We start from the raw sequence: 12,452 nt of genomic DNA on the forward strand, positions 1-12,452 counted from the left end.
CTCAACTGACCCGGCAACCACCGATACGGAGGCGAATATGAGCAACATCCCATCGTCCGCCTCCACTGCTGCCGAGGCCGTCAACCCGGAACACGAGACCGAAGCGCCGGGTGCCGCGCGCAAATATATCGACGCGGTTCTGGAACAATCGTTCCGCCATCTGTTCGGGCCGACAGCCACGCCCGAGCAGCCCCGCAAGCACGACGTCGTATCCATCGCCAAGCTCACTTCGATGCTCGCCGGCTACTTGAGCCCGGAGGAGATCAAGGAGGTCAAGGCCGCGTTCCATTTCAGCGACGAAGCGCATCTGGGCCAGTATCGCCAAAGCGGCGAGCCGTATATCACGCATCCCGTGGCCGTCGCGGAAACGTGTGCCGGCTGGAAGCTCGACGCGCAATCGATCATGGCCGCGCTGTTGCACGACGTCATGGAAGACCAGGGCGTAACGAAGGCCGAACTCGCCGAGCGGTTCGGCGCGAAGGTGGCGGAGCTCGTCGACGGGTTGTCGAAACTCGACAAGATGGAGTTCCGCAATCGCGAAGAAGCGCAGGCGGAAAACTTCCGCAAGATGCTGCTTGCGATGGCGCGCGACGTACGGGTGATTCTGGTCAAGCTCGCCGACCGCCTGCACAACATGCGTACGCTCGGCGCCGTTCCCCCCGAGAAGCGCCGCCGTGTGGCACGCGAAACGCTCGACATCTATGCACCGATCGCGCATCGGCTCGGCCTGAACAATACTTATCGCGAGCTGCAGGATCTGAGCTTTGCGAACTTCAATCCGAATCGCTACGCGACCCTCGAGAAAGCGGTCAAGGCGGCGCGGGGCAACCGGCGCGAAGTCGTAGGCAAGATTCTGGAGTCGGTGCAGCGCGCCATTGGCGACGCACATATCGATGCCGAAGTGACGGGGCGCGAGAAGACGATCTTCAGCATCTACAAGAAGATGCGCGACAAGCAGCTCTCGTTTTCGCAGGTGCTGGACGTCTATGGTTTTCGCGTCGTCGTCGGCAGTGCGCTCGAATGCTATACCTGCATCGGGGCGCTGCATGCGCTCTATAAGCCCGTGCCGGGCAAGTTCAAGGATTACATCGCGATTCCGAAGGTCAACGGGTATCAGTCGTTGCATACGACGCTCGTCGGACCGTTCGGCGCGCCGATCGAATTCCAGGTGCGCACGCGCAAGATGCACGAGATCGCGGAGGCGGGCGTCGCGGCACATTGGCTGTACAAGAACGGCGGCGCCGATCTGAACGATGTGCAAAAGCGCGCGCATCAATGGTTGAAGTCGCTATTGGATATCCAGAGCGAGGCAGGCGATTCAAGCGAGTTTCTCGAGCACGTCAAGATCGATTTGTTCCCGGACGCCGTCTACGTATTCACGCCGAAATCGAAAATCATGGCGTTGCCGCGCGGCGCCACGGCGCTCGACTTCGCCTATTCGATCCACAGCGACCTCGGCAATCAGTGCGTGGCCGTCAAGATCAACAACGAGCTGCTGCCGCTGCGTACCGAGCTCAAGAGCGGCGATATCGTCGAAGTGATCACCGCGCCGTACTCGAAGCCGAACCCGGCCTGGCTCGGGTTCGTGCGCACCGGCAAGGCACGTTCGGCGATTCGTCACTATCTGAAGACGATGCGACTGAACGAGTCGGTGCAACTGGGCGAGCGGCTCGTCGATCAGGGCCTCAAAGGCTACGGTCTGTCGTTGGCCGACGTCGAGCCCGAAATCTGGGAAAAGCTCGTTCAATGGACGGGCAACAAGAACCGTCAGGAAATCTTCGCCGATATCGGCTTGGGCCGGCGTGTTGCCGCGGTCATGGCCAAGCGCATCGAGGTGCTCATCAGCGGGCGCGACGCCGACGACGACCACCCGCGCACCGAGCACCCCACGGCGCCCCATGCGCCGCCGGTCGTCATCACCGGTACCGAGGGAATGTCCGTGCAGCTTTCGGCCTGCTGCCGGCCGATACCGGGCGACGACATCATGGGCTACATCGGCATCGGTCTCGGCATGGCCATTCATACGACCGATTGCCGGGTCGCTCAGCGCATCCATCGGCGCGATCCCGCGCGCTGGATCGATGTGGCCTGGGCACCCCAGCCCGGCCGCCTGTTCGACGTTGCCGTCAAGGTTCTCGTCAAGAACACCAAGGGCGTGTTTGCGCGCGTGGCGGCGGACATCACGTCGGCCGACGCGAACATCGTGCATATTGCGATGGACGAGGATCTGTCCCAGGAGTCGACGGTGCTGCGCTTCGTCATCCAGGTCAGCGATCGGGTTCACCTTGCGAACGTCATGCGACGCGTGCGGACGAACCCCGACGTTATGCGAATTGCGCGCGAGCGGCCGAGCGAGGAGGGACACCACCGGCACGACGGCGGTATGCGTATCGAGCGGGAGCGGGCCGACTACTGACGACCGAGCGCCGATTGGCCGACAAAAACAAAGGGCCTTCCGTTCGGAAGGCCCTTTGCAATTGGCGCGGCTGGCAGGATTCGAACCCACGACCCCTTGGTTCGTAGCCAAGTACTCTATCCAACTGAGCTACAGCCGCATGTAAAGCACACTACCACCAGACAGTGGTGAAACAAAAGAGCCTTCCGCGAAGAAGGCTCTTGAAAAGATGGCGCGGCTGGCAGGATTCGAACCCACGACCCCTTGGTTCGTAGCCAAGTACTCTATCCAACTGAGCTACAGCCGCACGCAGAAGCGAAAGTATAGCACGACCCTGGAAAAATGGAAGAGCTGCGAGGCGTTGCGCTCGGGGTTATCGTGTAGTCTTGAAGACTCACCGTATCGACGTAGTGGTTTCATCATGAACAAAGCTTTTGTCAAAGAATCGGGCGAGGATGCCGATGACGATCTCGATATCGCGCAGCCCGAGATCCCGCCAGGAACCAAGAACTACATCACGCCAGCAGGGCACAAACGCTTGCGTGACGAGTTGCTGCATCTGATCGACGAAGAGCGGCCCGAGGTCGTGAAGCTCGTGTCGTGGGCCGCCTCCAATGGCGATCGTTCGGAGAATGGCGACTACATCTATGGCAAGCGCCGCTTGCGCGAGATCGATCGGCGCATCCGTTTTTTGACGAAACGGCTCGATTTGGCCGAGGTCGTCGACAGCAGCCGGCAGGAGAACGTCGACCAGGTCTTTTTCGGCGCGACCGTCGACTATGCGGGTGCCGATGGCGAGACGCATACGGTCACCATCGTGGGCATCGACGAGGTCGATCTCGACCGCGGACATGTCAGCTGGATTTCGCCAATCGCGCGCGCTTTGCTCAAGGCACGTATCGGCGACGTCGTCACGCTGCACACGCCGGCGGGGCCCGAGCAGATCGACGTTCTCGATGTGCGTTATCCGCCAGCGAGCGTTTGAGCGCCCGATGGGGGCTTGAGCGCCGCTTCATGTCAGCCGCCCGATAGCCGGCGGACAAAAAAAAGGCGCCGCAAGCGGCGCCTTCGAGGCATACAACCGTTTTTCGATACGTATTAGAAGCGGTGACGCAGGCCAGCGGTCACTGCAACCTGGTTCTGCGTGGACGACGGAGCCAGGCCGTTGATGAACGCCGTCAGGCCCGTGCCGTCGGCCTTGACGTGCTGGTACTCACCCTGCAGATAGACATCGGTACGCTTCGACAGCATATAGTCGGCTTGCAGGCCGAACGTATGCCATTTCGGATCGGCGCTGCCGACCTTGCCATCGGTGAACGTGTACTGGCCGGCCAGGCTCAGCGCCGGCGTCAACGCATAACGACCATTGATTTCATAGTTGTTGAAGCGCAGACCCGTCGGCGCAGCGAACGCCAGCGCGCCGGAGCTTACCGGGTTGGCGTTGGCGATGCTCGTCGCGTTGTTGACACGCGACTGCGTGAACACGACGCCAGCCGTTGCCGGGCCGAACGTGTAATTCGCGCCAGCGCCCCAGACGCGTTGACGCGTTCCGGCAAACGGCGAATCCGTCACCGCGCCGCCAGTATTGGCGAGGCCAGCGGCGGTAGCCGAGTTCAGGCCGTTGTTCAACTGCAGGTAAGCAGCGGCGAAGTTGAAGCCGCCGAAGTTGTACGATGCACCGACGCTGTACTCACGGTTGTTCGCGAAGCCGCCCGCGGCGTTCGAGAAACCATACATCGCGCCGAGCTTGAAGCCACCGTAGTTGGCGCTCTGGTAGTGCACCGAGTTGTTCACCCGGAACGAATTGTCGAGGTTGTCGTTATCGAACGGGTGGGCAAATCCGGTACCGCCGTATTGCGTACCCGTCAGCGACAGCGGCCCGAGGTACTGCACCACGTCGTCATACTGACGACCGAGGGTCACCGTACCATAATCGGCGCTCGACAAGCCGACATACGCTTGACGGCCGAACATGCGGCTTTGTTGCCCCAGCGTACCGTTGTTGATGTTGAAGCCGTTTTCCAACGTGAAGATGGCCTTCAGCCCGCCGCCGAGGTCTTCGGCGCCTCGCAGCCCCCAGCGGCTGCCGTTCACGCTGCCGCTCGTCTCTTGCCAGTTGCTATGGCCGCGCTGGTTGTTCGTGTAGGTGATGCCTGCGTCGATCAGGCCGTACAGCGTGACGCTGCTTTGCGCATGCGCCATCGTTGCAAATACGCCGGTGAGGGCGCCGACCAGAAGAGTCTTCTTCATCTTTATCACTCCAGAACGGGAAATTTTTTACAGCTTTCGGAAGACAGTCGTGCCACCGACAGCGAGAGGCATTGCGTTCAAACGCGCCCACCACCATTGGGCGCTCCGTCTTCCAACCCGGCTGAGTGTAAATGACCACCCCCCGCAGACTGCCATTTCAGTTCGCGCAATAAAGTATTTTGCAATGCGCAACGGCCACTAGGTCGCGCGCAATCGCTTGCCCAGCAAGGCTTTCACGACGGAGTGCGGCTTCGGTGGAGATATGCAGAGCGTTCGCTTGTTGCGTTTGCGATACAAATCGGTCAGCGTCTGCTCATGGAAACAGACGCGCATTTCAACCGATTATTGCGTAACGAGGAAGAGGTGGTTGCGGATTATGTTGTCGATTGTCGCGTCCGCGCGGCCTTACACTGACGGATCTTTTTCGTAGAGAAAAAGGTCTCCGAGCTTTATCGGCGCGGCCGCTGGCCGCGCTTTTTTTTCGTTCAATGGCGGCGGCGCCGCCGCGCCCTTTCGCCGTCTTTCTCCCATGCGCCAGCTGACGACTCATCGAACCCAGGCGCCCAGTCCTCGACGACATAGTGACGTGCATCCATAGGCGAGGCGAGCAAGTTCTGCCAGTGATCTCCGTGCCAGAAGGGATCGAAGTCGCACGCCGGAGCGACCCCGGACGCGAGAGGTTGGCGCGCGAAGCCCACATTCATGAGCCGGGAGAACAGGCGTTTGAGGATTGGCAATTGCATGGTGGTCTCCACAGCTAATAATCTGATTCAATCATCCGGCGCTGGTGGAGCGCGGACAACTCGGATAAATACTTACATTGGAAATGTTTTGTTGCAAGTGCGGTATATTTTTCCTGGTTCGGCCCTGTTATTGGGATGCGCTCGGTAATGTTGACGGAGATTAACGCCTTTATTTGCGCGTGATGCTTAAGGCATCGCGCATCCGGTCGGTTAATGAAAAAAATCTTGACGAGGGCTCTCGCTTCCCTTTATAAAAGCAGCGCCGGATTGACCTGGCGACGAGTCGCAGACGGAGAGACTGTGGCGTGTCGTCCACAAGGGGGTTTCGGTGGAGGGCGCTGCCCGTCTATTAAAAATCTCGAGGGAATCAGTACTATGAGTACTCAGGAAACTGGTATCGTCAAATGGTTCAACGATGCTAAAGGTTTTGGTTTTATCACGGCTGATAAGGGCGGTGAGGATTTGTTTGCGCATTTCTCCGAAATCCAGGCCGATGGTTTTAAATCACTCAAAGAAAATCAACGCGTGACATTCGAGGTGAAAACCGGACCGAAGGGCAAGCAGGCGGCGAATATTCGTCCGATCTGACGCTACGGGTCCGGGCCAGGGCGCCCGGCCGCGTTCGGTAGCCGGCGCTCGGGTGGTGCATACTTCGGTTATTGTTGCCCCCCGAGCGTTTTTGTTCATGTCATCTTCTCTTTTGGCCGAATCGGCTGTCGATATCCCGATCGTATTCGTCGACTTGGAAACGACGGGCGGATCGCTCGCGGATCACCGGATTACCGAGATCGGCATCGTCGAAGCGGGGCCCCACGGAATTTCGCGCTGGAGCACGCTCGTCAATCCCGGGCAGACCATCCCCCCGTTCATTCAGCAGCTCACCGGTATCACCAACGAGATGGTGCGCGAAGCACCGAGTTTCGACGAGATTGCGTCCGAGCTCCATCAACGGCTCGACGGCAGGCTTTTCATTGCGCACAACGCCAGTTTCGACCGGGGATTCCTTCGAAGCGAGTTCCAACGCGTCGGTCTCGCGTTCAATCCCGACGTTCTATGCACCGTGCGCCTCTCGCGCGCGTTGAATCCGTCCGAGAAACGGCACGGGCTGGATGCGCTGATCGACCGGCACGCGCTCGCGCCGATCGCGCGTCATCGAGCGCTCGCCGATGCGGACTTGCTCTGGCAGTTCTGGCACACGCTGCACGGATTGTGGCCGCTGGATGTGTTGCGCGAGCAGGTCGAACGAACGATGCGCCGCTATCGCATTGCCGGCGATATCACAGAAGATCTGCTCGATACCGCACCGGCCGGCTGCGGCGTCTACGCTTTTTACGACGAAGCGGGTACCGCACTCTTCGTTGGGCGCAGCGTCAGACTGCGTCAGCGTATCCGCGCCCATCTCGTTGGGGAGCGCCGTTCGGCGCGCGAGTTGCGTCTCGCAGCCGAGGTTCGGCGCGTCGAGTGGCGCGATACAGGAGGGGAGTTGGGCGCGCTTCTGGCAGAGGCGCAATGGGTAGCCACGCTGCAGCCGCGGTACAACCGGCAGCCGCGCGCCGCCCGTGGCGAGGCAAGCGATGCGCCCTGGCCGTTCAGCGGAGCGATTGCGGTCGTAGAGCATGGCGCGGCTGGGGCCGCTCCCGTCTTCCACGTGGTCGATCGCTGGTGCTACCTCGGCGCGGCGCCGAGTGTCGAGCACGCGAACGCGCTCGCCGTGAATGGCTCTCGATGCACCTTCGAATCATCGACGTATCGCATTTTGCGAACGCATCTCGAGCGCGGCTTGCGCGTAATGCAGCTCGCGCCGGGATCGGGCGTCACCATGACGGCGCCCGAAGCGGCGCCGATCTGAACGCGTCGCGCGCCGTTTCAGCCGGTGCCGCCCACTCCACCCGCCGAGCAGATGTGCGCCAGCGCGGTCGTCAGCGCAGCGGTCTCGCCGGATTCGTAGTGCGTCATGGCTTTCCAGTTCTCGACGCTGCGCTTTAGCCTCATCGGGCAATCGGCGCTGTCGCGCAGCGGTTGAGCGCGCGCGAGCGCGGGAATCAGCGCCTGCGTCAGCTGATCGAGCGCGGGGCGCGTAGTGGCGGCCAGATCGGGCGCGGGCCCCTCGGGCGGCTTCGTTGTCTTCCATCGGTCGAACAGCGCGGTCTGTACTTGCTTGCTGGCTTCGATCTGATCCTGAAAGAAGGCGTGAGCGAAGGCCGGATCGACACCTGCCGCGCGTGCGCGCTTGTCCACGTCGGCCAGCAGCGCCGCTTCGCGCGGCGGATCCGTGATCGCCCGACCGTTTGCCCATTTCCATTGGGCGACGGGAACGGCCAGGGCAAGCCGTTTCGACGCCAGCGCGACGAGGTTGATCAGCGGGGTATCGTCGCCCTCGGCCTGCGCGTGACGGGGCATGACGGACAAGGCGGCGTATAGCGCGATGGCGCCGAGCGCTGCAGCACTCAGTGGACGTTTCATGAGGGTAAGGTTCAGGCAGTCAGCCGAAAGAGCCGGCAGGAACGCCGCATGACCGCCGGCACGGCGGACGGTCGGCGGCAGCGGGATGACAGCGCGGTACCGCCACAGCGGCCCGCATGTCCAGGCGAGTACTGCGCGACGCGCAGACTCATGACGCGCGGACGACCGCGCGATGCAAATCAGCTTCCGAGGGGTGTCCGCTCACTTCGATTCGTAGGATTTGCGTTGCTCGTCGAAGAACGCGCGAACATGTTCCGGGAGCTCAGCACCTAGAAATTCGACGCCTACCGGTTCCGGATCCGGGCTTGCGATTTTGTCGGGGGTCGGAATGTGGGTGGGCTTCGCTTCCATGATCTCTCTCCTGATACAAAGCGATTATCTGACGCGTCCGTCGATCGTTGCCAGCGCCGAATCGCTTTTTAACGATTTGTTGCATTAACGGCACACGTGCGCCTGGTTTGAAGAGCGATTCAGGGTAATCGACGAGTCGAATCCTGTCGCACACTGCCAGCGCGCCGGGCAGCCATCGCGTACAGCTTGCCCGACGGGCAGCGACGGCTCAGTGCCCCGACGCACATGGACCGGCATCGATCGTCGTCAGACCGACGACGAAGGCGCCGGCACGATGACAGGCTCGTCGTAGCGCCGAGGTTTGCTGGCGACTTCGACATGGCCGTGGATGCGCGCTTGGTGACCGTCCGCGAACATATAGTAGGGGAACGGCCGGTCGGGTTGCGACGCGGCATCGAGACGCGCGGCAAGCTCGGGCACGAGCGTGAAATCGAGCGACGCCAGCGAATCCTCGAGCTGCTCGGGTTTCGTCGCTCCGACGATGATGCTCGAGACTCCGCGCTTGTTGTGCAGCCAATTCAGCGCCACCTGGGCCATCGGGCGGCCGGCTTCGGCGGCCACCGCCTCGAGTTCTGCGACGATTCGGAAGTTGCGCGGCGTCAGCTTGTCGAAACCCGGCGGCATGCGCCCCGCCGTTTGTTCGCTCACGGTCTGAAGGCGCCCGGCGCCCGATGCACCCTCCGATGGCCGATATTTGCCCGACAACAGACCCATCGCGAGCGGACTCCAGGGCACCAGCCCCATGCCGAATTCGACGGCGAGATCGGCGAACTCGTTTTCCGCGTTGCGCTCGATCAGCGAGTACTCGAGCTGCATCGCCGCGACAGGCTCAAAGCCCCTCCATTGCGCCAGTGTCTGCGCGCGCGCCGCGAACCAGGCGGGGGTGTCGGAGAGCCCGACGTAACGAATCTTGCCTGCCCGGACCGCATCGTCCAGGGTACGCATCACCTCGTCCACCGGCGTCATGCGGTCCCAGGTGTGCACGTAATAGAGGTCGATGTAGTCGGTGCCGAGCCGTGCGAGCGACGCATCGAGCGCACGCATCAGATTCTTGCGATGGTTGCCCCCGGCGTTCGGATTGCCGGCCTCCGCGTTGTAGCTGTATTTCGTCGCGAGGACGATTTTGTCGCGCAACCCGCTTTCGGCGACGAACTTGCCCAGCCAACGTTCGCTGGTGCCTTCGGTATAAAGGTCCGCGGTATCGATGAAGTTGCCGCCGGCATTCACGTAAATATCGAAAAGGCGGCGCGCGGTTGCTTCTTCGGTGCCCCAGTTCCATTCGGTACCGAACGTCATCGTACCGAGGGAAATCGGCGAAACGCGCAGTCCCGAGCGGCCGAGCAGCGTATAGCGGTCCATCGTCATGGCAGTTCTCCTTGTTGGTGAAGTGGTGTCGATGGCCGTATCGTGCCTGCGTTGATCCCTTCAAAAAAGGCCGCTATTCTGCAAGCATTTTGAAGCGCTGCTTAATAAAAGGATCGATATGGACCCAGCCCGACTTCCCGCGCTGGTGGCTTTTGCGAGCGTGGCGCGCCATGAGAGCTTCACGCGCGCGGCCCTGGAGAGCGGGGTCTCGGCGTCGGCGCTTTCGCAGTCGATCCGGGTACTCGAAGCGGAGCTCGGCGTGCGGCTCTTCAATCGCACGACGCGCCGCGTTGCGCTGACGGAGGCCGGCGCGGGCTTTCTCGATCGAGTCCACCCGGCGCTTTCGATGCTCGACGCCGCCTTCGATGCGCTCGATGCACAGCGTGGCCATCCGGCCGGTACGTTACGGATCAACCTGCCGCGCGTGGCGAGCGAGCTTCTCGTACTGCCGCATCTCGCTGAATTCAAGCGGCGCTACCCGCACGTCACCGTGGACATGACGCTCGATGACGGGCTGACCGATCTCGTCGGGGAAGGGTTCGACGCGGGGATCAGGCTGGGCGAAATGCTGGCCCGCGATATGGTCGCGATTCCGCTATCGGGACCGTTGCGGATCGCCGTGGCCGGCTCCCCGGCCTATTTCGAGCGTCATCCGGTACCCGCGGTACCGGATGACCTCATGCGCCATGACTGTCTGCACTACCGTTTTGCGACGAGCCGCGGGATCTATCGATGGGAATTCGCAGCGCCCACCGACCCCACGCGGGTTTTCGAAGTTGATACGCCGGGCAGTTTCGTCACCAACGATTTGCGCACCATGGTGCGTGCGGCCGTGGACGGCATCGGCCTCTTGCATGTCATCGAGGGCTATGTCGCCCCCGAGCTGGCCGACGGCCGCCTCATCCGCGTGCTCGACGATTGGTGTCCCACCTTCGACGGGTTTTGCCTCTATACATCGAGCCGCGTCCATATGCCGCTCAAACTGCGCGTGTTCATCGACTTGCTGCGGGAAAAGCGCCTGCACGCGCCTACGGCGTACGGACATCCGGGTGGGCAATGACGGCTGGAGCGCTCATGAGCCGCCGGCGGGGTCCGTTTCCTCAGCGAAGATCCGATCGGCGAGGTGAAACGCGGAATTGGCTGCCGGCACGCCGCAATAAATCGCGGTCTGCAACAGCACTTCCTTGATTTCGTCTCGCGTTACGCCGTTGTTCTTCGCCGCGCGCAAATGCAGCGCGAGTTCCTCGCCGCGATTGAGCGCCACCATCATCGCAATGGTCAACAGACTGCGCGTATGGCGCGGCAAACCGGGGCGCGTCCAGATCTCGCCCCATGCATAGCGCGTGATGAGCGCTTGGAATTCGCTCGTCAGTTCGTTTTGCTTGGCGAGCGATCGATCGACATGCGCATCGCCGAGCACGGCGCGACGCACTTGCATGCCGGCGTCGTAGCGTTCCTGGTCATTCATTTGTCGGACTCCTGATCTCGATTGGTCCTGGCGGCTTCTTCGACCCGCGATGCGCGAAACGCTGCAAGCACCGCATCGACGAACGCGTGGGCGCGCCCCGCATAGTTGGCCGGATCGAACAGTGCATCGAGGCGAGCCGCGTCGAGGCGGCTCGTGACCTCGGTATCCTCGGCCAGCACGTCGCGCAGATTGCGTCCGCTTGCGACGGCCCGTTGCGACGCATGTTCGACGAGCCGATGCGCCTGTTGACGCCCCATCGATTCGCCGAGCGCGAGCATGACCGCTTCAGCGAGGATGAGGCCGTGAGTCGAATCGAGGTTGGCGGCAAGCCGGCCGGAGTCGACTTCGAGCCCGCGCGCGATCTCTTCGACGTGCGCGAGCGCTCCGCCGCAGAGCCGGGCGATCTCGGGCAGGGCCTCCCATTCGGCCTGCCAGCCGCCCAGTGCGCGCTCGTGTTCCTGAACCATGGCGGCGAGCACTGTCGCGACGAGTCCCGGTACGCGCACGGCGGCGCTCAGAACGGCGGCGCAGCCGACCGGATTGCGCTTGTGCGGCATCGTCGACGAACCGCCTTTGCCCGCGCCCGACGGTTCGGCAAGCTCGCCGAATTCGGTCTGCATCTGAAGCGATACATCGCGAGCAATCTTGCCGAGCGTACCCGTGATGAGTCCGAGCGTCGTCGCGATCTCCGCGATGCGATCGCGCTGTGTGTGCCACGGCAGCGCCGGTACCGCCAGGGCCAACTCGCTGGCAAGCGCCTGAGTCACGGCATCGGCGCGTTCGCCGAGGCTCGCGAGCGTGCCGGCCGCGCCGCCGAATTGCAGCACGAGCGCGCTCTGGCGCAGGTGTGCCACGCGCGCCCGATGGCGCTCGAGCGTATCGAGCCATTGCGCGAACTTCATGCCGAGCGTGATCGGCAGCGCCTGTTGCAACCACGTGCGACCCACCATTGAAGTGGTGCGATGCCGCTCGGCCAGGCCAGCCAGGACGTCGCCGAGTGACGCGAGCTGCGCGTCGATCGCGCTCAACGCGTCGCGCAACTGCAGAACCATGCCGGTATCGATGATGTCCTGACTCGTGGCGCCCCAATGCACGTATTTCGCCGCGTCGGGTGCATGCTCGGCGACCGCCGCGGTCAATTGCTTCACGAGCGGAATAGCGAGATTGCCCGCCCGTGCGGCGGCGCGCGTCAGCGCATCCGCATCGATGCGCTCCGCGCGGCACGCGGCCTCGATCGGCCCGGGCGCATCGCCCGGAATGACGCCGGCCGAAGCCAGTGCGTGGGCCAATGCCGCCTCCACGTCGAGCATGCGCTGGATCGTCGCGCGCGGGGAAAAGATTGCGATGAGCGCCTCGGGGGAGCTCAGGCGGTCGGTCAGTCGTCCGTCGAATTCGAGCATGATGGAGCAGTCGCGTG

At 62.5% G+C, this 12,452-nt stretch carries 12 protein-coding genes and 2 tRNA genes; 5 read left to right on the plus strand and 9 right to left on the minus strand.

Going from position 1 to position 12,452, the window contains the following annotated elements:
• Nucleotides 1–37 precede the first annotated feature (37 nt).
• Complete coding sequence (locus GWC77_RS11760) at nt 38–2,416, plus strand: bifunctional (p)ppGpp synthetase/guanosine-3',5'-bis(diphosphate) 3'-pyrophosphohydrolase (protein ID WP_173257082.1); 2,379 nt, start codon at nt 38–40, stop codon at nt 2,414–2,416.
• 62 nt (nt 2,417–2,478) lie between these two features.
• Here GWC77_RS11760 and GWC77_RS11765 read toward each other — a convergent pair.
• Nucleotides 2,479–2,555, minus strand: a tRNA-Arg gene (locus GWC77_RS11765).
• A 70-nt stretch (nt 2,556–2,625) separates the two neighbouring features.
• Nucleotides 2,626–2,702, minus strand: a tRNA-Arg gene (locus GWC77_RS11770).
• Nucleotides 2,703–2,816: 114 nt separating this feature from the next.
• Between GWC77_RS11770 and greB the strand changes: the two genes are divergently transcribed.
• Complete coding sequence (greB, locus tag GWC77_RS11775) at nt 2,817–3,380, plus strand: transcription elongation factor GreB (RefSeq protein ID WP_173257083.1); 564 nt, start codon at nt 2,817–2,819, stop codon at nt 3,378–3,380.
• A gap of 113 nt (nt 3,381–3,493) precedes the next feature.
• On the opposite strand, the gene GWC77_RS11780 is transcribed toward greB, so the two are convergent.
• Both GWC77_RS11780 and GWC77_RS11785 read right to left on the minus strand, forming a co-directional pair.
• Nucleotides 3,494–4,645 (minus strand): porin, encoded by a 1,152-nt coding sequence (locus tag GWC77_RS11780; RefSeq protein WP_173257084.1) that lies wholly within the window; start codon nt 4,643–4,645, stop codon nt 3,494–3,496.
• Nucleotides 4,646–5,130: 485 nt separating this feature from the next.
• Entirely contained in the window at nt 5,131–5,388 is a 258-nt protein-coding gene (locus GWC77_RS11785) for a hypothetical protein (RefSeq protein ID WP_173257028.1), read from the minus strand.
• Between the two features lie 375 nt (nt 5,389–5,763).
• On the opposite strand from GWC77_RS11785, the gene GWC77_RS11790 reads away from it, so the two are divergent.
• Together GWC77_RS11790 and GWC77_RS11795 are read left to right on the plus strand one after the other, a co-directional pair.
• Nucleotides 5,764–5,976: a cold-shock protein gene (locus tag GWC77_RS11790; RefSeq protein WP_173257085.1), complete on the plus strand. Its 213-nt coding sequence runs from the start codon at nt 5,764–5,766 to the stop codon at nt 5,974–5,976.
• A gap of 97 nt (nt 5,977–6,073) precedes the next feature.
• Entirely contained in the window at nt 6,074–7,237 is a 1,164-nt protein-coding gene (locus tag GWC77_RS11795; protein WP_173257086.1) for an exonuclease domain-containing protein, read from the plus strand.
• A 17-nt stretch (nt 7,238–7,254) separates the two neighbouring features.
• On the opposite strand, the gene GWC77_RS11800 is transcribed toward GWC77_RS11795, so the two are convergent.
• From GWC77_RS11800 to GWC77_RS11810, 3 genes are all read right to left on the minus strand, one after another.
• Nucleotides 7,255–7,851 (minus strand): chorismate mutase, encoded by a 597-nt coding sequence (locus tag GWC77_RS11800; protein ID WP_173257087.1) that lies wholly within the window; start codon nt 7,849–7,851, stop codon nt 7,255–7,257.
• 201 nt (nt 7,852–8,052) lie between these two features.
• Entirely contained in the window at nt 8,053–8,202 is a 150-nt protein-coding gene (locus GWC77_RS11805) for a hypothetical protein (protein WP_173257088.1), read from the minus strand.
• Between the two features lie 246 nt (nt 8,203–8,448).
• Nucleotides 8,449–9,567, minus strand: coding sequence for an aldo/keto reductase (locus GWC77_RS11810; RefSeq protein ID WP_173257089.1), 1,119 nt, complete (start codon nt 9,565–9,567; stop codon nt 8,449–8,451).
• Between the two features lie 118 nt (nt 9,568–9,685).
• Here GWC77_RS11810 and GWC77_RS11815 point away from each other — a divergent pair, with 118 nt between their 5' ends.
• A complete protein-coding gene (locus GWC77_RS11815) occupies nt 9,686–10,627 on the plus strand; it encodes a LysR family transcriptional regulator (RefSeq protein ID WP_173257090.1) in 942 nt (313 codons plus the stop codon).
• Between the two features lie 12 nt (nt 10,628–10,639).
• On the opposite strand, the gene pcaC is transcribed toward GWC77_RS11815, so the two are convergent.
• On the minus strand, nt 10,640–11,035 hold the full coding sequence (gene pcaC / locus GWC77_RS11820; RefSeq protein ID WP_173257091.1) for a 4-carboxymuconolactone decarboxylase: 396 nt from the start codon (nt 11,033–11,035) through the stop codon (nt 10,640–10,642).
• Entirely contained in the window at nt 11,032–12,435 is a 1,404-nt protein-coding gene (locus GWC77_RS11825; protein ID WP_173257092.1) for a 3-carboxy-cis,cis-muconate cycloisomerase, read from the minus strand. The genes pcaC and GWC77_RS11825 overlap by 4 nt, the downstream gene beginning before the upstream one ends.
• Nucleotides 12,436–12,452 lie beyond the last annotated feature (17 nt).

The sequence above is a fragment of the Paraburkholderia sp. NMBU_R16 genome (assembly GCF_013282575.1).
GTDB lineage: Bacteria > Pseudomonadota > Gammaproteobacteria > Burkholderiales > Burkholderiaceae > Trinickia.

What these genes read in the sequence shown, in the direction of transcription:
- GWC77_RS11795 (WP_173257086.1), top strand. Translation starts at nt 6,074, where the DNA reads ATGTCATCTTCTCTTTTGGCCGAATCGGCTGTCGATATCCCGATCGTA.
- GWC77_RS11815 (WP_173257090.1), top strand. Translation starts at nt 9,686, where the DNA reads ATGGACCCAGCCCGACTTCCCGCGCTGGTGGCTTTTGCGAGCGTGGCG.
- GWC77_RS11785 (WP_173257028.1), bottom strand. Translation starts at nt 5,388, where the DNA reads ATGCAATTGCCAATCCTCAAACGCCTGTTCTCCCGGCTCATGAATGTG.
- GWC77_RS11780 (WP_173257084.1), bottom strand. Translation starts at nt 4,645, where the DNA reads ATGAAGAAGACTCTTCTGGTCGGCGCCCTCACCGGCGTATTTGCAACG.
- GWC77_RS11800 (WP_173257087.1), bottom strand. Translation starts at nt 7,851, where the DNA reads ATGAAACGTCCACTGAGTGCTGCAGCGCTCGGCGCCATCGCGCTATAC.
- GWC77_RS11825 (WP_173257092.1), bottom strand. Translation starts at nt 12,435, where the DNA reads ATGCTCGAATTCGACGGACGACTGACCGACCGCCTGAGCTCCCCCGAG.
- GWC77_RS11805 (WP_173257088.1), bottom strand. Translation starts at nt 8,202, where the DNA reads ATGGAAGCGAAGCCCACCCACATTCCGACCCCCGACAAAATCGCAAGC.
- GWC77_RS11790 (WP_173257085.1), top strand. Translation starts at nt 5,764, where the DNA reads ATGAGTACTCAGGAAACTGGTATCGTCAAATGGTTCAACGATGCTAAA.
- GWC77_RS11760 (WP_173257082.1), top strand. Translation starts at nt 38, where the DNA reads ATGAGCAACATCCCATCGTCCGCCTCCACTGCTGCCGAGGCCGTCAAC.
- pcaC (WP_173257091.1), bottom strand. Translation starts at nt 11,035, where the DNA reads ATGAATGACCAGGAACGCTACGACGCCGGCATGCAAGTGCGTCGCGCC.
- greB (WP_173257083.1), top strand. Translation starts at nt 2,817, where the DNA reads ATGAACAAAGCTTTTGTCAAAGAATCGGGCGAGGATGCCGATGACGAT.
- GWC77_RS11810 (WP_173257089.1), bottom strand. Translation starts at nt 9,567, where the DNA reads ATGACGATGGACCGCTATACGCTGCTCGGCCGCTCGGGACTGCGCGTT.